This window comes from Vibrio sp. Vb1337 (genome assembly GCF_033338715.1).
In the GTDB taxonomy this organism is placed as follows: Bacteria; Pseudomonadota; Gammaproteobacteria; order Enterobacterales; family Vibrionaceae; genus Vibrio; species Vibrio alginolyticus.
On record NZ_JAWOTD010000007.1, the window covers coordinates 19931 to 41724 of the forward strand.

Sequence of the window (21794 nt, forward strand, 5' to 3'; positions counted from 1 at the left end):
GAATTTCAAAAACTCCGGCTGGCTCCCCGGCCGGATGAAAAAACTTAATTTCGAGTCCTGTTCCCAAAGCCGACTCGACAGCAAATAAGAGAGTTTATTATGTCTAAATATCAAGAAGCGAAACGCGTTGTACGTGAATACTTCAGCGCAATGGAAAACGCAACTCACGAGAACGTGGCAGAAGTACTAAAAGCACACACTTCAGAAGATTACCTATGGCGTGGTGTTTACCCATTCCGTGAGCAACAAGGCGCTCAAGCAGCGGCTGACGTTTTCTGGGCTCCTTTGATGAAATCAATGACTCGCATGCAGCGTCGTCAAGACATCTTCATCGGTGGTGAGAACGAAGTAACATCAGGTGAAATCTGGGTAATGAGCATGGGTCACTTCATGGGTCTATTCGACGCTGAATACCTAGGCATGCGCCCAACTGGCAAAATCATGAACATCCGTTACGCAGAATTTAACTGTGTTGAAAACGGCAAGATCACTAAGACTGGCCTATTCCTAGACCTTCTAGGTGCAATGGACCAAGCGGGTTGTTACCCACTACCACCATCAACAGGTAAGCACTTCGTATACCCTGGTCCTCGTAACCACGACGGCCTACTGTTCGAAGACGCAGCACCAGAAGAAGGCGTAGCAACACTAGCACTAGTGAACAAGATGGTTGATGACCTATCTGCACTAAACGACAGCGGCGCAATGGGTTGCCCACCAGAAGTTCTTGAAAAGAGCTGGTCTAAAGACATGATCTGGTACGGTCCATGTGGTATCGGTGCGTCTTACACAATCCCTCGTTACCAACAGCAGCACCAATTGCCGTTCCGTAACAACCTGAAAGACAAGAAGTTTAATGGCCACGTATGTCGTTTCGCAGAAGGTAACTTCTCTTGTTTCTTCGGCTGGCCAAACCTATCTAACACACCAATCGGTGGTTTCCTAGGTATGACAGGTGGTGAAGTACGTGCAGACATGCAAGTGGTTGATGTTTACTACCGTGACGGCGACAAGCTATCTGAGAACTGGGTACTGATCGACCTTCCTTACTGGCTAAAACAGCAAGGTCTAGACGTGTTCGAACGTACTCAACAGATCCTAAACCCTTCTCTATAAGAAGTCCTAGGGGCGGATTGTCAACCCGCCTTTATGTTGCCTGAATACCCTCTCGGTTCAGGCGACATGCTCCCAACTCGTGCCTCAAGGATGGGGCACAACCTCAAGATAGAACCCTTATTCAAAACGGGCATGAACGCACGGTGGCTTTCTGCGCCCTGAATAATGAGATTGATGATGAAAAAGTCGACCCTTTCTGCAGTGATTCTAGCAGCGCTTACTTCTAGCTCAGCCTTTGCTGCACACACTTTTGTTAATGACGCTGGCGACAGCCTAACCATCGATGGCCGTTTCGATCTTCGCTACCAAGACCGTGGCGGTGATGACAACGGTGAATGGAACAGCGGCAGCTCACGTTTCGGTTTGAAAGGCCAAATGGGCCTAGATAACGGCTGGATTGGTTTCGGTCACGCGGAATGGGGCTACAACTCTGGCGCGAACGGTGACAACATTTACGACCGCTTGCTATACGCAGGTGTTGATCACGAAAAATACGGCAAGATTGCTGCGGGTACTAAGCAGTGGTCTACCTTCTACGACGTAGCATGGTACACCGATTTAGGTCGTGTATTCGGTACTCGTGGCTCAGGTGTTTACAACCTAGCTGACTGGGGTATCGCATCCGGCGCGGGTCGTGCAGAAAACTCAATTACGTACCGTAATTCAATCAATGAAAAAGTGAGCTACGGCTTTACTTACCAAACCACGCGTGAAGATGTTGCTCTAGCAAGCAATGCGACAGCCTCACTGAAAAACGGCATGGGTGCGTCTATCACTTACAAACCGGTTGATGGCGTAACACTGGGTGCGGCTTACCATCAAAATGAAGTTGCGGATCTAGACACAAGCGTGGTTGGCGTAGAAAACGGCGACAACATGCGCATCATGCTATTGGGCGCAAACTACAGCAACGGTGGCTTCTACGCAGGTGCGACTTTCCACGTTGGCGAAAACTGGGAAGCAGTGAGCCAAGGCGGTACGGACGTAATGTTCGATACCCTAGGTGGCGAAATCTACACTTACTACCACTTCGACAACGGCTTGCGCCCAACGTTGAACTACAACTACATGGAGGATAGTGGTGACGAGACACAAGGTTACGAGCGTAACTTGCTGATCCCTGGTCTTGAATACCACTTCCAGAAGAACAAATTCCTAGTTTGGACTGAATACCAGTTCGACCTAGGTAAAGATCAGTACGATGGCAGCAAATTCGAAAACCGTGATGATCAATTCGCGGCAGGTATTCGCTACTACTTCTGATAATACTCATCGCTCACCACCTATACCCAAGTAACCTTAAGGTGGTGAGTGATGAAGTTCTTATCAACACTAAGCAAAGTTATCTTGAAGCCAAGTAGCCATCACTTCACTAATAATTAAAGGCTGCTCAAGCGTAGATAGATGCCCACACTCAGGGATAACATGAAGTGTGACGTTTGGGATGCATCTCTCCATGAGCAGATGATTGTCTAGCGGACAAAGCTTATCTTCTTTACCTGTTATCACCAACGTAGGAGCTTGAATGTCCGCCAATAAAGGTCGAGCATCCGGGCGAGTTGCTAACGCTTTAGCATGTGCTTCAAATGCCTCCAAACCTACATTAACCGCCATGCCTTCGATACGCTCAGTTAACGCTTTGTCTTGCAAACGGCTTGGATGAATCAGCACAGGCATCAGAGTGTCAGCCGTAATGCGTTCAAACTCACCACTTAACGCACGGCTAACCAGTGCATCACGCTTTTGTGTCACCTCTGGCTTTTCATCTGCTGCATTGGTATCCATGAGGATCAAGCCTTTGACTCTGTTTGGCGCTTGACGGTACACCTCAAAGGCAAGAATCCCACCCATTGATAAGCCACCCAAGACAAACTCCTGCGGTGCGTCTTGCAACACTCTCTGCGCCAGCTGTTCCATTGACGGCAATGAAGCCAGCGTCGGGCATGAAGGCTCAACCCAACTTGGCAACGCTCGGTTGATATCCTCAAACAATGTGCCATCACAAAGTAGTCCGGGTAGCCAAACTAACGAGGTGGGTTGCGTCATTTTATTCTCCTGCAAGCGGCTTTGGTTGATCAGAGCCAAGAATGCAATACGTCAAACTATTACCCCGCAAGTTCGTCAGTGAATAAGACGCACCTTCTGGAACATTCAGCACATCACCGCGCGTTAAAACAACACTCGCTTGTTCGCCTTGATGCGTGAGAACCACTTCAGTATCGCCATCAAAGTTGATAAGCACTTGTTTTTCTTCTCGGCAGTGTTGAGGAATCGAGCCACCTTCAGAAAGCTCATAAGCCATGATGCTCACTTCATCTTCACTCTTTACTTGGAAGTCATAACTCGCCAAAGGATGACCCGTTAAGGCGTATTGTTTCACGTTGCTTCCGCCGAAATCGCCTTTGATTTCACGATAATCTTTTTGCAGAGCGACAAATGGCATCATCTCTTCTGCGGTGTAGGTATCAAAGGTCGCGAGCTCTTCTTCGGTAAGCAGCGGCATCAATTCTGATTCTTGTGGCACCGGGTCGCCATTAATGGTGTCCACGAGTGTGCCATCGGCTTTGAGGTATAAACCATAACCTTGACTGTCTTTAATAACGTTTGGATGCCAAATAACGCCGCCACCTGAATCGTCGCCGCCAAGTACCGAGAACATAAAGCCGTAATCGCGGCCAACCACTTCAAATCCACGGAAGAGATTGGTTGGAATCGAGATGACGTCACCGTGAGACAACACCGCCTCATGCTCTCCATCGTTCCCCCAATAAAAACGGAACTGACCTTTGAACACCAAGAAAAGCTCGGCGGTACGATGAGAGTGCAACGAATTTTTGATGCCCGGCGGTTGGCCTGCGGCACCAATGTTAAAGCCCGCCGTATCGCGAATATGAACATGCTGACGACTGCTTTCTGCCACCCCAGCACCGATAATGCAGAAGTTATCTTTCAGATCACTGCCTGGCGTGCGCGCATCAATAAACGCACTCGTACCCGGAATCAGTTCCATGTAGCGGACCAGATTATTATTCATTTTAGATTGTAGAGTCATTGTAAATCCTTGTTGTCCTTGTTTGGACCTAGCCTTTGAATTGTTAGTTACAGACCTAAAGGTCGCCCACCATCAACCGCGATGGTATTGCCTGTCGAGAAGGTCAAAACTTCTGCCGCGGCGTACACGGCTTGAGCGACTTCTTCATCATTGGCTAAACGCTTAAGCGGTGTGGATTGTTCTTGTTGATTACGCCATGCGTCATCCAAGCCTTTGACAAACTCAGTGTCGACAAGCCCTGGAGCAACAGCCAGAACTCGAACCTCGGGAGACAGAGCGCGAGCTAAAGAACGGGTCATGTTCTCCGCGGCAGATTTACTTGCACAGTAAGCAATGTTGCTCCCCATCGCAGTCTGTGCCGCGATAGAAGTAATGTTCACCACACAACCATTGGCTTGCTTAAGCCAAGGCTCAAACGCTCGAACCATGGCAAAAGGCGCACGGACGTTCACTTGGAAAATTTGGTCAAACAGCTGGTCATCTAAACTTTGCAAATCAGAGTGCGCGACGAATTTCGTCATCCCCGCACAGTTGACCAACAAATCCAGCTTGTCGCTTATTTCACTGACTTGATGTTTAAGCTGTTCAATCGCACTAGAATCTGCCACGTTCAATTTGAATGCTAGATGCTCGTTACGTGGCAGCGAGGAAAGCACATCCTCGGCCGCTTTCTGATTACTGTTGTAAGTCAGAATTACGCGATATCCCGATTCAGCTAGCTTGCGACAAATGGCGGCACCCAGTCCGCCACTGCCGCCTGTGACTAAGGCAAGTTTCGACATATTACGCCTCTTCCACTTTGCCTTTGTAACGGCGCACACGAATATCCGCTTGCTCTTTGTGGCCAGCAAAACCTTCGAGTGCACACAAGCGAGAGCAGTACTCACCGACTTTTAGCGACGCAGCTTCCGTTACACGCTGGTAAGTACAGGTCTTGATAAATTTACCTACCCAAAGACCACCGGTGTATCGCGCCGCTTTCTTCGTTGGCAGTGTATGGTTGGTACCAATACATTTATCGCCGTAAGAAACGTTGGTTTCACGACCTAGGAACAAGGCACCGTAGTTGGTCATGTTATCTAGGAAGTATTTAGGATCTTCCGTCATCACTTGCACGTGTTCAGAAGCGATATCGTCTGCCACTTCCACCATTTCTTCGTAGCTATCACACACAATAACTTGTCCGTAATCTGCCCACGCTTTACCCGCAACTTCAGCCGTTGGGAGAATGGTTAACTGACGTTCGATCTCTTTGATGGTTTCTTGCGCAAATGTTTCGCTATTGGTCAACAATACAGCGGGAGAGTTGTAACCATGCTCAGCCTGACCAAGCAAGTCTGCCGCAGCCAATTCCGGGTCACAGCCTTTCTCATCAGCAATGACCAAGGTTTCCGTTGGCCCTGCAAACAAATCGATACCAACGCGACCAAACAACTGACGTTTTGCCTCTGCTACAAATGCGTTACCCGGCCCTACAATCATATCGACTGGCGCAATAGTCTCCGTGCCCAATGCCATAGCTCCTACCGCTTGAACACCACCGAAGCAGTAGATTTCATCCGCACCCGCCATTGCCATCGCAGCGACAATCGCGACGTTCGGCTGGCCGTTAAACGGAGGCGCACAAGCAATAACACGTTTTACGCCCGCGACTTTCGCCGTCAGTACACTCATGTGAGCGGATGCAACCAATGGGTATTTTCCACCAGGGATGTAACAACCCACGCTGTTTACTGGAATATTTTTATGCCCCAGTACCACACCAGGCATGGTTTCTACTTCGACGTCTTTCATTGAGTCACGTTGAATTTGAGCAAAGTTTCGAACTTGTTGCTGAGCGAACTCGATATCATGACGAGTCGATTCATCAAGCGCATCCACACAGGCTTGGATTTGCTCTTCTGACAGGCGGAATTGCTCCGGCGACCAGTTATCAAACTTTTCAGACAACTCACGTACAGCGCTATCACCTTTCGATTCAATATCAGCAAGAATGTTTTCGACAATCTGACGCACTTTTGCGTCGTTTGATGCTGATGCTTCTTCAGTGATTCCGTTTTTTAAAATGCGTGCCATTGGGTTTCTCCTTGAACATTGAGGCTGACGAACGGTTATTTTCATGCTTTTGGATACGAATGCAAAATCAGATTAAACACTTAGTTAACATTTGACAAGTTAAGTCAACAAACCACAAAAACCATCCTTAAGCCTTTGTATTTATTAATTTAAACAAATAAAAGCAAGTAATAAGGACCTTGATTGAGTTTAATTTTTAATCAAAAATGAGTTTTAGATCACATCATTTTTACTCATCATTTACATTTCACCGTGTTAGTTTTTGCATACCTTTGCAATGGAGAGAATTATGAGCAATTTTAAGCAACGTCTGACTAAAGAAACGCTATTAGGTACATTTGTTAAAACCCCTCATCCTCACATTATCGAGGTATTGGCACTGGCAGAGTTGCCTTTTGTGGTACTGGATGCAGAGCACGCACCTTTCGATCGTTCCTCGCTTGATCTGTGCATCATGGCGGCCAGAGCGAATGACCTCGCGTGCGTGGTACGAGTACAAGACAGCGCCCCTTCAACCATTTTGAACGCGCTTGACTGTGGCGCGGCGGGTGTACAAATTCCCCATGTTTGTACTGCTGAGCAAGCGACGCAACTGGCGAAAATCTGCCATTACGGAGAAGGTGGCCGAGGGTATGCTGGTTCCAGTCGAGCAGCGCAATACGCCACTAAGCCCATGGTTGAACACTTAAAAGACAGCCGTGCGAATACGATTGTCATTGCACAAATTGAAGACCCTCAAGGGGTTGAAAATGTTGAAGCGATTGCCAATGTTGAAGGAATTGATGCGCTCTTCATTGGCCAAGTTGATCTCACTGTCGCTTATGGTGCTGATAGCGTTCATGATGAGAAAGTCGCACAAGCAAGTATGCGAGTAATCGAAGCGGCCAGAGCCGCCAATAAACCTGTTGGCATGTTTGTCGCGACGGCTCAACAAGCTCGGGAATGGCGTGAACTCGGCGTTAGCTTCTTTTGTGTTGGGTCTGAACACAAAATGATCATTGATGGCTTCAAACAAGAGAGAAATGTGATGAATTCTTGAGTTTTCTCTGATATTTACGCCTTATCAATGTAATGCTCTAGACACAGAAATCCCCTAGCCCATACACTCAGCACGTATGAGCAGGTTCAATGGCCTTAAATAAGGAGTATCACCATTAAAGCGAAAGTAACTTCGATCGACGTCGCGAAGATGCTCGGCGTCTCTCAATCGACGGTATCTAGAGCATTCAGCCCGACTGCGAGTATTAGCGAGAAGAAACGCAAAATGGTGATGGATGCCGCAGCTAAGCTCGGATACACACCGAATGCCATCGCCCGAGGTCTGATTTCGAATCGTTCAGGCTTAGTGGCGATTGCGTTAGATAGCGAATCAAACCCAATGTACGACATGCAATCTCGTGCTTTGGCTGTCGAAATTCAAAAGCGAGGCGGACAAGTTGTGCTTTGCCCTATCGACAAGGACGACCTCGATCTCGCCATTTCACGCGCCATTGAATACCAAGTGGACGGACTCGTTATCGCCACCAGCCGTTTAACTTCACGCGCGTTTGCCCAATGCGAAAAGTTTGGCGTTCACTTAAGCTTGATCAACCGCTACGCCGAAGGCATTAATGCCAACAGCTCTGGTATTGATAACCGCTTGGCGGGCCAACAAGCAGCCGAGTATTTAACGCAGAAAGGCGCAAAACAGTGTGCTTACATCAGTGGCGATGCTGGCTCCATGACCAGTGAAGAGCGTTGGCTGGGTTTCTCTTCAAAATTGCAAGAACTCGGCTCCCCGTCACCAACCTTTATCCAAGCCAAGTACAGCTTTGAAGCAGGCTTAAAAGCGGCGAAAGCGATCTTGTCGCATACCAGTAAACCCGATGCAATTTTTTGTGCAAACGACATCCTCGCCATGGGTGTGATGGATGGCTTGCGACAAGCCGGAGCAAAGATCCCCCAAGACTTCTCTGTGATGGGTGTAGATAACATTCCGATGTCTGCATGGCCGAGCTATGATTTGACCACCATTGCTCAACCAGTCGACAAAATTGTTAAACGAGCGGTTGAAGACTTGATGAATCGAATCAACGGCAACCTGGATGCAACTGGCGAATACCTTTTCGAGCAAGGCACCTTGATCGAACGTAGTAGCACTATTTAATAAATCCATTTTTATTCATTCTTCATAAACAAAATGTCTTACTTTCAAGTAAGGCATTTTCTGTGATTGCGATTAAATTTTCACCAATCGTTATTTAATTCCTCATCAATTCATCAATTTTGTTATTGACTTGTTACTTTAATGTTTTATTTTGGATTCGTATGCAAAATGGATATGAATTGCTCAACTAATTTATAAAAACATAAAAAGTTGTGTGACTTGCCGACGAATGCCCATGGCAGGTCATACCAGAAACAAGGAAGAACGATGAAGAAAGCAATCCTTACTTCACTTACCGCACTGGGGCTTGCATTTAGCAGCATGAATACGTTTGCAAACAGTGTTATTCGTCTTGCTCATGACAGTCAAGAAACCTCTCCCGTACACAAAGCAATGCTCTATTTCGAACAAGAAGTGGAAGCTCGCTCAAACGGTGAGATAGAAGTTGAAATCTATCCGGCAAGACAACTAGGCGATGTGCGTGAGACGACTGAACTCGTACAGCAAGGCAACTTACAAATGACGTTTGGTGCGTCAGTTTTACTCTCTCCCTACGTCCCAGAGTTTAACGTGCTCGACGTGTTCTACCTTTTTGATAGCGAAGAGCAAGCACACAAAGCGCTCGACAGTGAGAAGATCGGACAACCATTGTTGAATGCTATGGAATCAAAAGGCTTTCATGGACTTGGCTTTATGGAGGTCGGCTTTCGTAGCGTGACCAACAACAAACAGCCAATTGATAGTATTGAGGACCTGAAAGGGCTAAAGATTCGCTCGGCATCTAACCCCACTCAAATAAGCGCGTGGAAATCTATTGGTACTGCGCCAACACCTCTGTCTTGGGGAGAAATTTTTACCTCGCTCCAACAAGGTCTGATTAACGCTCAAGAAAGCGGCATCTATTCAATTTATGCCGAACGCTTTTATGAAGCGCAGAAATACCTCTCTTTGACTAACCACATTTACACTAACTACGTGCTGTTCATGAACAAATCGTTTTGGGATTCACTTCCTGCAGAGCAACAGGCGCTGATCAGTGAAGTAAGCAAAGAAACCATCGCAAAACAGCGTGAGCTCGCCGCGCAGCAAAACCAAGAAGTAATCAAAGAGCTCGAAGCAAAAGGCATGACGGTTAACATCGTCCCAGACGAGGTACGCAGCATCATGAAAGAGAAAATGAATGCGGCCGTGTACCAGGACTTGCGCAGTAAAACGGGTAAAGACTTGTTTGACAACGTGATGGCCGAGATAGAACGCCTATAACTCCCACTCTTTTGCACGATCTGGCAACAGGTCGTGCTTTCTCGTTTTGGAGGTGAACATGAAGTGGTTTCGCTTACTAGACAAATACCTAGAACCAACCCTTATCGTTATCGCGATCTCAACGATGACAACTTTACTGTGCTTGCAAATCGCCCTACGCTTGTTCGATGCAACGATCGCGTGGGCAGAAGAACTGGCACGTTATTTATTCGTATGGGCGATGTACCTGAGTATCAGCTATTGTATCCGAGATGATCGACACATCCGCATTCGTGTGTTCATCGATAAACTTCCGGGCAATTGGACGCAATTCAGTTTGATTGTCTCTGATCTTATCTACCTTGCCTTTAGTGCCACTGTCGCCTGGTTTGGATTTAAGGTTATAAACCGCAGCCTGCAACTCGGTCAGATTGCACCCGCAATGGAAATTCCTATTGCGTGTTTGTATGCCTCTGTTTTAGTTTGCGCACTATTAAGCTGCGCGCGCCTAGTGACAAGCATTTATCAACGTGTGAACGCGTGCTCCACCAGCAATGAAAGAGTTCGCTTTTCTCGACAACGCTATCGCCATATCAAAGCAAAGTACCGTACTTCTAACCGACTATTGGAGTTTAACGCATGACGTCTGCACTTTTGTTTGGCAGCTTTGGTCTGCTTCTGCTCATTGGCGTTCCGGTCGGTATTGCTCTGGCGGCAGCCAGTATGGTCGCGATACTCAGTCTGCCGTTTCTTAACATCGAGTTTTTAGTCCAAGGAATGGTAACAGGGCTCGACTCTTTCCCTCTCCTCGCCGTCGTTCTATTTACCTTGGCAGGTAACCTTATGAGCCAAGGAGGGATCTCAAAACGATTATTACACGTGGCGGAGGTCTTCTTTGGCCACTTTACTGGCGGGCTTGGCATCGTGGCCATTGTGGCGTGTATGTTCTTCGCTTCCATCTCTGGTACAGGGTCTGCCACTGTTGCCGCTATCGGCCTGACGATGATTCCCTCGATGGTGAAGAAAGGCTACGACCGCAGCTTTGCGGGTGCTTTAATCGCTTCCTCCGGCGGAATTGGCGTCATTATTCCACCCTCTGTGGTGATGATCGTCTACGCGATCACAGCTGAAGTCTCGGTAACTAAAATGTTCATGGCAGGCATCATTCCTGGCTTGGTCGTCGGTATGGTATTGATCGGCTATTGTCTAATTGTCTCAAAAATGCGGGGCTACACAGGTAACGAACGCAAAGCCACTTGGTCAGAGCGTCTTGATGCACTAAAAGAAGCCAGTTGGGCAATGCTACTACCCGTAATCATTCTCGGCGGTATCTATTCCGGTATCTTCACGCCTACCGAATCCGCAGCGATTGGCGTGCTCTATGGCTTATTCTTTGGCATGTTTGTTTATAAAGAGCTCAAACCAGCGCAAGTTGTGAAAATCATTCTAGAGTCGTCACTGTTAGTTGGCGCAGTGCTCGTCATTGTGGGTGCGTCCGTGACGTTTGGCCGCATATTGACCCTAGAACGTCTACCGACCGAGATCGCTCAGTTCATTCTATCGATTACCGAAAACAAACTGCTGATACTGCTTTGCATCAATGTCCTGTTGTTGCTCGTCGGTACCTTTATGGAAACGCTGGCAGCGATTGTTATTCTCACACCAATTCTGTTACCCATTACGTCAGCACTCGGCATGGACCCCGTTCATTTTGGTATCGTGATGATCGTGAACTTGGCCATTGGCTTTGTTACGCCTCCTCTGGGTGCTAACCTGTTTATGGCAAGTCAGGTAGGAAAAGTACCGATAGAGTCGCTCTCTAAAGCCATCATGGGTTGGATTGGTGCAATGATAGTGGCCTTGATGTTGATTACCTTCATCCCTGCCATCTCGCTATCGTTACCTGCGCTTTTATCCTGATCGTTGCACTCATAGAGCGCTTATGACTGTTATAGCCACTAGATAAACACCTTTCTAGTGGCTTATTCGTTATTTACTTCCGATTTAATAAAAAAGCCTTTAAGCATTCGTATGCAAAAGGAAAATTTGAAAGATATAAGGATAATTGACACCAAAATAGCTGAATATTAGCGATAAAGTCTATTTGGGTGCCTTGATCTGCATGATTATCAGTTTTGGCTTAATCATTTGTTTCCATTCAAACAGATAAAAATAAATTAAGCGATTAAAAAACAATAAGATATTAGGAAATTCATACAAAAAACTTTGACCTCCTTTCTTATTAACACGTCTCGATAAGAGATAGCTTCCATCTCTCCTGTACTTTTTTAGTTTGTTTTCCGCTCAATTGTTAAAAGTCTGATCATCAGCACGCTATTTAAACAATCAAAAAACAATCCGTTGACAAAATGGCAACATGATATATTTTGAATACGTAATCAAAACATAATTATTCAATTACGGAGGTGATTTATGGCCATGGTTGGCTTCGATGAAAAGTGGCGTGATTTTCCCGACTACATTCTTGGTATCACAAAAGAGATTTGGGAAGACCGAGGTTTAAACACCTTAGAACACTACTACTCTCCCGACATTGTTGTGCGTACTCCACTCTCTATCGTTCAAGGAAACGAAGGGGTGATCAGTGCAACAATGGCGACACTGGCCGAGTTTCCCGATCGCACGCTATATGGCGAAGACGTCATTTGGTCAGGCACCCCGGAACAAGGCATGCTTTCTTCTCATCGAATCATCTCTACTGCAACACACAGTGGCAACGGCTTCTACGGGCAAGCCTCGAACCGCAAACTTCGTTTCCGTATTATCGCAGATTGCCACGCTATCAATAACCAAATCAATGACGAATGGTTGGTTCGCGATCAAGCCGATATCGCGAACCAACTGGGCATGACGTCAGAAGAGTTTGCACGCCAACAAATCGAATTTGAAGGTGGCGTGGAATCAAGCCCATTTCCGTTCACACCTGAAGTCGACATTCCTGGACCTTATTTGGGCGTAGGCAACGACAACGAATATGGTCATCGATATGAAGCAATTCTCAGAAGCCTTATGAATGCCGAGTTCTCAATAGTACCGAAAGAGTACGACCGCGCTTGCATCGGCGAATACACTGGCGGTCAAACTGCCCTATCACACTCGGAAGTCGATCATTTTTGGATGGCACTTCGTGCGTCTTTCCCAAATGCTCAATTTACCGTTCACCATCGTATTGGCCGAGATGACGACATGATGTCACCACGCGCGGCAATTCGATGGTCTTTGCACGGTAAGCATGAGGGATATGGGATGTTTGGTAAGCCTTCAGGAAAAGAGGTTTACATCATGGGGATCAGCCACGCTGAGTTTGGCCCTTGGGGTCTTCGTCGCGAATTCACTTTGTTTGACGAGACCGCAATCTGGAAGCAAATCCTGCTTCAGCAAGGCTAACGGCTGACTAAACACTATTTATTAAAATCACGGACAGTAAGGAAGCAACATGTCACTCAACATCATCGAACAGTTCTACCAGAACTACTTCAAAGCCGCAGACATCGAGCAAAAACAGGCCGCTCTGCAAACTTTGAACCCTGACGTAAAATGGTGCGTGGCGCACCCTGTGAACGATCTTAATGGCCCAGATGCAACCCACGAATCTTTCCTCTCACCACTTGTTAATGCTTTGCCTGACGCCGAGCGCCGACCAATAATTGTTATGCACGGCGAATACGAAGGCCGCACTTGGTACAACTCTACCGGCTACTTTATCGGTACATTTGAACAACCACTGTTTGGCATCCCAGCAACAGGGAAAACACTCTACTTGCGTTACACCGAAATGGTGTGTGTGGAGAACGACCAAATCACCGAATCTTACATGATCCCAGACTTCATCGACGCGATGAATCAAGCAGGCTGCAACCCTCTTCGTAAAAGCTTAGGTCACGATGGCTTGGTTCCTTCTCCTGCAACTTCTAACGGTATTCAACAATCTGTTGTGTCTTTGGAAGAAAGTGAAAAGAGCGCCCAGCTGGTTGAAGATATGCTGTCTTGCTTGGGTCGTTTTGATGGCAAAGATCTTTTCTCGATGGATTTAGAAAACTACTGGCACAATGACTTTATGTGGTACGGCCCTGCTGGTATTGGTACTACGCGCGGTATCAAAGGTTTCCGTAACCACCATCAAGCGCCATTTGTGTTTGCCTTCCCTGACCGAAGTGTCGATATTGAGGTCAATTTTTTGGCCAAAAATGACTACGTATCCACAGGTGGTTGGCCACATATGCATGGTACTCACACTGGTCACAGTGGCTGGCTCGGTCTCGCCCCGACAGGAAAACACATCGAACTTCGCGTTATGGACATTTGGCGACGCGAAGGCGATTTACTGAAAGAAAACTGGGTGGCGATCGACATCGTTCATATCCTGCTGCAACTTGGCTATGACGTGTTTGCACAAATGAAAGAACAGTTAGAAGGACCTAATTATGCATGAGTTTGGCGCACTTAACTGGAGCATCCTTGGGGGATACATAGCCCTAACGCTAGTATTGGGTGCGGTGATTGGTAAGCGAGTAACTTCAGCTAGCCAATTCGCTTTGGGTGATAAGAGCATCCCTTGGTGGGCGATCGGTATTTCTGTCGTTTGTACTTACGTGAGTGCCATGTCTTTCCTTGGTGGGCCAGCTTGGTCTTACAAAGAAGGCCTGTCGGTTATCGCGATTCACCTCAATTATCCGCTGGTGATCTTCTTCATCGTGGCTGTGTTTATGCCGTTTTTCTACAACAACGGTTTAACCTCTATCTACGAGTATCAAGAACGACGCTTCGGCAAGGCTTCACGACTGACTTTGTCGTTTATCTTCCTTATCAAACAAGCATTGAGCTCGGCAGCCGTACTCTACGCGACAGCAATGATTTTAGAGTTCATTACTGGTATCGACGTGATGTACTGCATCATGATCGTCACTGCAATTGCCCTTATCTACACCGTAATGGGCGGTATCGCGGCTGTCATTTGGACCGATGTGATTCAAGCAGTAATCTTATTTATTGGCGCATTCATCATCATTGAAGCCGTTTGGAATGGCATGCCTGCTCCAATGACGGAGGTCATGGCAGAACTCAAAGCGAAAGGAATGACCGATGCCCTACAAACAAGTTTTGACCTAAGCCAAGTAACGACTGTATGGGCCGGCGTTATCGCAATGACGATGTTCCACACCACCGTGTATGGCGGTAACCAGATGATGGTACAACGTTGTATGGCCGCGAAAAACATGGGCGATGCGAAAAAGGCAATGTTGATGATGGGCTACGTGGCCTTCTTTATTTACTTTGTCTTTATCTTGCTTGGCGTCCTATTCAACGCTTATTACGACGGTAAAGAGTTTGAAAACGGCAACACCATCATTCTTCATTATGCGAGTGAATATGGAATGCCAGGCTTGATGGGCATCATTGCCGCTGCGATTCTGGCGGCAAGTATGTCGAGTCTCGATTCCGCATTTAACTCAATGGCGACCGTTTCTGTGGCTGACTTTTACAAACGCTTCTACAAGCAAAACGAGTCGGAAGAGCATTACTTAAAGGTATCGCGTTTCTTCACGGTGGCGTGGGCGATTTTGGTCATCATTCCAGCGATCATGTTTGCCACCAGCACAGGCTCGGTACTGGAAGTGCTGAGTAAGGCAGGCTCTTACTTTGTCGGTGCGAGCTTCTGTATGTTCGTCCTTGGTTTCTACTCAAAACACATTACGGAAAAAGGCTTGTTAATTGGCGTTGCTGCTAGCTTCTTGGTGATTTGGTATGTAGCCGTTGCGACCGATATTGCGTGGCCTTGGTATTGCGTGATTGGAGTCCTTGTGAATGCCGTTGTCGCTTACATTGCTAGCCTTCTCCTGACGGGTAAACAAGATGAAATGCATCTTTACACAGTGAAAGGCCAGCAAGCGGAATATGCTCGTCTAAATAAACCAATCAAGGAAGATGGTTGGTATGTCGTTCCCGGCAAAATCGATGCTCCATGTTATGGCTTACTAGTGATGTTTGTATTCTCGATCGTGATGCTTTGGGGGATCAACGCGTTTACCGACAACGCTCCTATGCTGATTAACTTTATGCGTGGCTGCTCTATTCTTGTCGCTACCGCTTGCATCGGATACATGGGGTATTCACTCCTCTCCCCAAAACGTAAAGTTGCAGTCAAACAAGCAAATTAATGTTCTTTACGCAGATACTGTACGTCCAACAAACGGACAGTATCTACGCTCTAGATCTAGTGCTAGCTCAAAGCAAACCAAATGGGTTAACCCACATTTTGCTTTTTAACACTCCAAAGCCATTATTCTACTTAGGATACCCCGTCAGAACATTTATGAATACGTACCTATTTATGCTAGTCTTATGACCTCAATTACTGGCAACTAAGTTTTATTCATGAAATCAATTAAACACGTAGTCACATCAAAAGATGTGGCAAAGATGGCAGGCGTCTCTCAATCTACTGTATCGCGCGTGTTTGTTCCGGGTAGCTCAGTATCCGAAAAGACCAAGCAAAAAGTCTTTGAAGCGGCTAAAGCCCTTAACTACCGCCCTAACGCCTTTGCACGTAGCCTGACCACAAACGAATCGAAATTGATAGGTTTGGTGTTTCCTGATGCGGATTACCCTATCCATATGAAAACACTGCAATTAATTTCCAGTGAGTTACAGAAAAAAGGTTATTCTGCCGTATTGATTCCATGGCAAGTGGATGAAGAAGAGGGCCACTCAATCCCAAATATCTTCCAGTATCGCGTCGATGGTGTCATTGCTGCTTCCGCAACCTTCAATAAGTCCCTTTATGAAGAATGTGAAGAGTTTAATATCCCAATTGTTCAATACGCACGAGTTGTTGAAGGTACTAGGAGTAGCTACGTTATCAGTGACAACTACGAAGCAGGCCAACAAGCCGCGCAACTTCTGCACAAAAGTGGCGTGAAGAACGCGGTTTATTTGACGGGAGAAGTGCCAACCTTTACGAATGACGAACGCCAAAGCGGCTTCTGCTCTGAATTTGAAGACCTAACCGGCAAGACGCCACGCATCATTGAAGCCAGCTATGACTACGCGAGCTCACTTGATAAAGTCCGTGCCATACTGGCAGACAAAAATCGGCCTGAAGCAGTGTTCTGTGCAACCGATAACCTTGCGATGGCGGTCATGGATATCGCCCGTATAGAATGCGGGTTGAGGATTCCTCAGGACTTACAAGTCATTGGTTTTGATAATATTCCTCAGACAGAATGGTTAAGCTATCAATTAACCACGTTCCGCCAGGATTTCCGTCGCCTCGCTCGCGAGTGCGTGAAGATCATTGTTGATCAAATTAATACGAAAAACGGCAGCCTAGTAAAAATGATGGTGCCAGTGAAGTTAATCGAGCGCCAGACAACAAAAGCTTAAATAGCTATAGCCAGCCATTCGGTTGGCTTTTTTATTTGCCTCTGACTCCCAAACGGCTCATTTAGTGTTGTAAGCATTAATGAACCCATGTATATTTATGAGCTATTACACTATATGAACCAAACAAAAAAAGGCTCATAATCCTTATGACCACGTATCTTTACACTCGTTATTCGCCAAAAAATCGAGCTTACCAAGAGCACCTTAATACTCTAAAAGCTTTTGCTCCCGAAGCTCAGCATTTTGAGGATAAGGTTCGTGGTTGCATGCCTCCAACCGAGAGAGAGGCATTCTTACAACTGCTCGATTCCGTCAGAACTGGGGATACGATTGTGCTCTGGTGGCTGACCGCATTTGGTCGCGACTTTAGTCAAGCATTGAACACAATAAAAATGCTACTCGATAAAGGGGTAACATTGAAAACCGTATGTGAATCACTAACTTTTGAGCCAGGTTCTGTTCAAACTCAAACACTACTCACAGTGTTATCTGGATATGGGAAAGTGCAGACTGAACATCGCCTGTTTGCCGCAGAGCAAGGGCGACAGGCCATTAAAGAGCAGCCAGAATTATGGAAACAGAAGTTTCGCGGCCGCCCCGCAAACAAAACCAAACACCAACAGATCGCAACGTTACTGCTAGAAGGCTACACATTGCAAAACGTGGCAGAGCAATGCGAAGTCAGTCTATCGACTGTGAAGCGGGTCAAAGCAAAGCTAAATGAAGTGGATGACGAAGGCGGCTTAAGATCACGACGCCAAAAAGGTTGTTTGAATGGAGACCAGTCATGAGTCGCCCAATCAACTTTCATACTATACTACTCGCCTGTCTTATTATTAGCGTTGGCCAGTTGAGCATGGGGCTAGTCATGCCCTCTTTGCCATGGATAGCAAAAGACTTTTCCATCTCCCTCGACCAAGCTCAACTACTTGTGAGTATTTATTTGCTCGGCTTTGGCCCCTCTCAATTTATCTACGGGCCAGTGTCAGATGCTTTAGGACGAAAAAGAGTATTACTTACCGGTTTACTCATCGCGATGTCTGGTCTGCTGATGATTATTTTCTTCAGTGACACATTTACAGGGATGGTGATGGGGCGCTTTTTACAAGGGTTAGGTACAGGATGCTGCGCGGTACTCGCGAGGGCGTCGACTCGAGATAGATTTAGCGGGGATGAACTCCCAGTGGCAATGTCTTACATCGCTATGGCGGCTTCAATCACGCCACTTATTGCACCTGTGATTGGCGGCTTTATCAACTTCCACTTCGGTTGGAGTATGGTGTTTATTTCTCTGTTGGGCTATGTCTCGCTGGCCTGGGTAATCATCGCCTTTAAGTTCACAGAAACCATCGCAAAACGTTCTGTCATTCCGTCACCCCGAAACATGTTGCTCCAATACAAGAGCTTACTTACGTCTCGTTACTTTATGAGTTTCGCCAGTATCAGTTGGTTAAACTTCAGCTTAATGATTACGACAGTCTCTGTGATGCCATTTATCATGCAAGATCAAATTGGCATGACCTCCGCTCAATACGCGATGTGGGCGCTCATTCCCGCTTTGGGTATGTTATGTGGTACCACGATTTGTAACCGAGTAAGGCCAATTATTGGCAATAAAAAAATGCTGCTTTGCACCCCATTTCTTCACCTCGCTGCCGCAATATGGTTATTTTTCTGCCCTGTTGAGCCTCTATTTCTGATGCTAGGACAGCTATTAATGATCTTGGGTAATGGTATTGCCCTACCTTGTGCACAAGCGATGGTAATGCAACCTTATAAAAAGCAAGCAGGTGCCGCAGCGGCAATGTCTGGTGGTGGACAAATGGTCGTCTCCTCATTGGTCAGCTTAACTCTGGTGCAGCTTGGATTGAGTCAAGCATGGCATCTAGCGATCGTTATCGTAATATTTGCATCGCTTACCTTCACCAACATTCAACGTGGCTTCAGTGCTGAGCAACCTTCAGAACAATAACAAAAAACATACTATTGTCCTTATAGCTACAACAAATCGTATAAACTTAAATTTAGGAAAAGTTGGCGGATACTAACATGATGTTGCATATAAGAATTGGCGCCTTAACACTCGCCACATTGATATCCGCTGGTACTGATGCGAGCGCCAACGAGAACTGGCAGTTCGAGAGTGACAAGAATGGAGTGACAATATCCCGAACTGGATTGACAATGCCAGTCATAGCCGGGTTTTAAATCAGATATCGGCCACCGAGAACATCGTTTACACTCAGTTTAAAGCACCATGGCCTGCCAAAAATCGGGATATGGTCACCTACTCAAAGTACTGGGTCGATGAGCTGGGATTCACCATAGAAATCAAAAGCGCACCTGACTCATATATTGCTGAACAAAATGGTTATGTTCGAATTCGCTCGGTTGATGCGACCTGGGAGTTACAAAAACTCACAAACGATACAACACTCGTGGAATACAAGGCGTTTGCTGACCCCGGAGGTCTATTGCCAAACTGGCTGATCAACAAACTTTCAAAAGACAGTGCATGGGCGACATTTAGTAATTTAAGAAAAGAGTTACCTGAATATCAGCAATACTCTCATCCTCAAATAGATGAGTAAGCGTCGCTCTTCCCACTCGCTTTTTAATACGGTACATAATAACAAAAGGCGGCATATGCCGCCTTTTTCTACTCAATGTGTTACTGCAGTGCAACCGTTACAGGTTTAGTTGCACCACGGTAATCAAACTCAAAACCAATACCTTGGTCTGTCACGTCCATCGTCATACCACCAACAAGCTCGCCTTGTAAGCTTTTGACAACATCATCCGGAACCGGCTCCCCTGTGATTGACGACGCACTCTCCAACACTTCCAAAATACGCTCTGAATCAAAATCAAAGCTGAACAAGCCATTTGGAGAAAGTGATTGCGCCATCACTTCTTTGCTTGCTTCCGCAGCACTATCACCACTGTAAAGGGTGAAATGGTTTTCGTTTAGACGAGCAAACACGTCCACCTTCATGCCAGTATGCATTTCTAATAGGTCACTGACATTAACAGGTTGGTTATCCGGTTGAATTTGCAATTGAGCAAGTTCAGGAACGAACATTTGCGCAGTTTGAATAAGCATCATTGGATCATTGGCAGAAAGAGACAACATACCATCTAGCTGGCTAAATACTTCACCATGCTGAGCATTAGTATCTACTTTGATATCAAACATTTGTAGGCTTAAGCCTTTGAGGCCGTTAACCATGCCTGACCCCATGCTTACAGCGGCTGCTGGATTCTGGCCGCCCATCTCTTGCTGCATTTGTGTCAATAAAGAGCATTGGTATTGAGGCTGGGTCAAGTCAGCCCAAATCTGACCAATCGATGGCGCTAGCGTATTAATGTCTAAACCAAGCGCCATACTAAAGAAACTCTTATCACTTTTAGACTCAGCCAATACACCACGAATCGACTTGAGCGCATCTAGAATCACTTTATTGTTGGACTCAACAACAAAAGAACCTTTAATGAACGCCTGATCGCCTTTCATCTTGTATTCTGCAAACGCGACGGACTGAGGCCAGTTTTCTGCAACTTGAGTAAGCTCAGTATGGCAGGCTGGTGAACGCATTTCCTCAATAGTTGGTTCAGGATCTATTGCATCCAACGTGCTAATTTGACGAGCAAACATATTGCCATCTTTCGTCGTCAAACCTTTAATCACTTCGCGATGATCAAAGTAACCAAAAGAGTTGTTGTTTTCACCGTATTTGGCTTGCAACGCCTCAAGACGTCCACTCTCAGCAATATTTTGACTTGGTGCTTCAAGCCCTAATGCCATTTTAATCGGGTTTTGAACGCCCAGTTGCGGAACATCAACCGTTAACGTAAGCACGTTATCAACCACGGCTACAACCAAGCCAATACCGTCCTGCGGGTCAATTGAATCAGTCATCTCGTAACGACGATACTCGACTTCACCAAGCTTAACCAACTCATGCTTAGCGCCGCTCATCTGCTCTTCATGATCCAGTGTTTTCCATAACGCGGCAGGGTCTTCAATATCCACTTTGTACACCGGTACCATACCAATTGTGTACAACACAGGATTAATGTTTTCCCCGGTGCCCAAATAAGCTTTTAATGTTTCTGGCGACGCAGCACTCTCTAGGTATCCATCGAATAAGTTAACTGCAAACTGCTGTTGTGGAGACAGTGGTTCATCGGCAAAAAGTTCTGCAATCGAGCCTTGATTCGCCGTACCGAATGCGTTCATGTATTTATAATGGTTAAAAGGTTCTGTCTGATACGTCACCATAAGTGAATCTGCAGGAACTTGCGTTAACAGTGAGCCAGCATCACTCGCGGTAGTATTGTTTTGGTACAGGTAGCCAGCGCCCCCTGCTGCTGCGACCACTGCTGTAGCCAATAGTAGTTTTTTCACGACCAACTCCGTTGTCATAGTTATGTGTTCCTAAACGAAATGTAACGCTTAGGTTTAAAGCCAATGAATAGTGCTTTATATCAACCGCTATCATAAACAAGTTATCGATGTAATGAATGTCGGTTTGATAAATTATCCAACATTTATAAGGCAAACCGTGAAGTAAGTTGAATTGCGTGCGGATGCTATTGGCAATATTCACAATCCAATTTCTCGGATAACCGCCTTAAAAATCATAATATTCAGTTAAATGAAGCGATTTGGAGTAATTACGACCAAAATCAGCAGAATATTAAATCTTTATTGAGTCTTTTATCTAATATCTGAAAACGCCTCACGACCTGACACTT

The 21794-nt window shown here is 46.3% G+C and carries 18 protein-coding genes and 1 pseudogene; 14 read left to right on the top strand and 5 right to left on the bottom strand.

Annotated features, from left to right (window positions below; translation table 11 throughout):
- The first annotated feature begins 99 nt into the window (after positions 1 to 99).
- Positions 100 to 1116, top strand: a complete 1017-nt coding sequence (locus R7E42_RS09685; RefSeq protein WP_005374772.1) for a nuclear transport factor 2 family protein — start codon at positions 100 to 102, stop codon at positions 1114 to 1116.
- Positions 1117 to 1293: 177 nt separating this feature from the next.
- Positions 1294 to 2379, top strand: a complete 1086-nt coding sequence (locus R7E42_RS09690; protein ID WP_318072614.1) for a porin — start codon at positions 1294 to 1296, stop codon at positions 2377 to 2379.
- 69 nt (positions 2380 to 2448) lie between these two features.
- On the opposite strand, the gene R7E42_RS09695 is transcribed toward R7E42_RS09690, so the two are convergent.
- The 4 genes from R7E42_RS09695 to hisD are packed head-to-tail and all read right to left on the bottom strand — an operon-like array spanning position 2449 to position 6244.
- Positions 2449 to 3162, bottom strand: a complete 714-nt coding sequence (locus tag R7E42_RS09695) for an alpha/beta fold hydrolase (RefSeq protein ID WP_213871300.1) — start codon at positions 3160 to 3162, stop codon at positions 2449 to 2451.
- Position 3163: 1 nt separating this feature from the next.
- Entirely contained in the window at positions 3164 to 4168 is a 1005-nt protein-coding gene (locus tag R7E42_RS09700) for a cupin (protein ID WP_005374765.1), read from the bottom strand.
- Between the two features lie 47 nt (positions 4169 to 4215).
- Positions 4216 to 4950: an SDR family NAD(P)-dependent oxidoreductase gene (locus R7E42_RS09705; RefSeq protein WP_047102420.1), complete on the bottom strand. Its 735-nt coding sequence runs from the start codon at positions 4948 to 4950 to the stop codon at positions 4216 to 4218.
- A gap of 1 nt (position 4951) precedes the next feature.
- Positions 4952 to 6244, bottom strand: a complete 1293-nt coding sequence (gene hisD, locus R7E42_RS09710; protein WP_005374756.1) for a histidinol dehydrogenase — start codon at positions 6242 to 6244, stop codon at positions 4952 to 4954.
- 289 nt (positions 6245 to 6533) lie between these two features.
- On the opposite strand from hisD, the gene R7E42_RS09715 reads away from it, so the two are divergent.
- The 12 genes and pseudogenes from R7E42_RS09715 to R7E42_RS09770 all read left to right on the top strand — a co-directional run bounded on the left by R7E42_RS09715 (position 6534) and on the right by R7E42_RS09770 (position 19627).
- Complete coding sequence (locus R7E42_RS09715; RefSeq protein ID WP_005374748.1) at positions 6534 to 7283, top strand: HpcH/HpaI aldolase family protein; 750 nt, start codon at positions 6534 to 6536, stop codon at positions 7281 to 7283.
- Positions 7284 to 7433: 150 nt separating this feature from the next.
- On the top strand, positions 7434 to 8390 hold the full coding sequence (locus R7E42_RS09720) for a LacI family DNA-binding transcriptional regulator (RefSeq protein WP_182016038.1): 957 nt from the start codon (positions 7434 to 7436) through the stop codon (positions 8388 to 8390).
- 267 nt (positions 8391 to 8657) lie between these two features.
- Entirely contained in the window at positions 8658 to 9653 is a 996-nt protein-coding gene (locus R7E42_RS09725; protein WP_182016039.1) for a TRAP transporter substrate-binding protein, read from the top strand.
- A gap of 58 nt (positions 9654 to 9711) precedes the next feature.
- On the top strand, positions 9712 to 10275 hold the full coding sequence (locus tag R7E42_RS09730; RefSeq protein WP_025768663.1) for a TRAP transporter small permease: 564 nt from the start codon (positions 9712 to 9714) through the stop codon (positions 10273 to 10275).
- Positions 10272 to 11552, top strand: coding sequence for a TRAP transporter large permease (locus R7E42_RS09735; protein ID WP_033906641.1), 1281 nt, complete (start codon positions 10272 to 10274; stop codon positions 11550 to 11552). Before R7E42_RS09730 ends, R7E42_RS09735 begins: the two co-directional genes overlap by 4 nt.
- Positions 11553 to 12065: 513 nt before the next feature.
- Positions 12066 to 13040, top strand: coding sequence for an ester cyclase (locus R7E42_RS09740; RefSeq protein WP_064376319.1), 975 nt, complete (start codon positions 12066 to 12068; stop codon positions 13038 to 13040).
- Between the two features lie 49 nt (positions 13041 to 13089).
- On the top strand, positions 13090 to 14085 hold the full coding sequence (locus tag R7E42_RS09745; protein ID WP_017634491.1) for an ester cyclase: 996 nt from the start codon (positions 13090 to 13092) through the stop codon (positions 14083 to 14085).
- A complete protein-coding gene (locus R7E42_RS09750) occupies positions 14078 to 15811 on the top strand; it encodes a sodium:solute symporter family transporter (protein WP_005374733.1) in 1734 nt (577 codons plus the stop codon). The genes R7E42_RS09745 and R7E42_RS09750 overlap by 8 nt, the downstream gene beginning before the upstream one ends.
- A gap of 217 nt (positions 15812 to 16028) precedes the next feature.
- Positions 16029 to 17036, top strand: coding sequence for a LacI family DNA-binding transcriptional regulator (locus R7E42_RS09755; protein WP_017820101.1), 1008 nt, complete (start codon positions 16029 to 16031; stop codon positions 17034 to 17036).
- A gap of 146 nt (positions 17037 to 17182) precedes the next feature.
- A complete protein-coding gene (locus R7E42_RS09760) occupies positions 17183 to 17827 on the top strand; it encodes a recombinase family protein (RefSeq protein WP_054576561.1) in 645 nt (214 codons plus the stop codon).
- Positions 17824 to 19008, top strand: coding sequence for a multidrug effflux MFS transporter (locus tag R7E42_RS09765; protein WP_213973071.1), 1185 nt, complete (start codon positions 17824 to 17826; stop codon positions 19006 to 19008). The genes R7E42_RS09760 and R7E42_RS09765 overlap by 4 nt, the downstream gene beginning before the upstream one ends.
- Before the next feature lie 77 nt (positions 19009 to 19085).
- Positions 19086 to 19627 (top strand): annotated as a pseudogene (locus R7E42_RS09770) (START domain-containing protein).
- Positions 19628 to 19707: 80 nt separating this feature from the next.
- Here the strand turns inward: R7E42_RS09770 and R7E42_RS09775 are convergent.
- Complete coding sequence (locus tag R7E42_RS09775; RefSeq protein ID WP_080276972.1) at positions 19708 to 21462, bottom strand: hypothetical protein; 1755 nt, start codon at positions 21460 to 21462, stop codon at positions 19708 to 19710.
- Between the last annotated feature and the right edge of the window lie 332 nt (positions 21463 to 21794).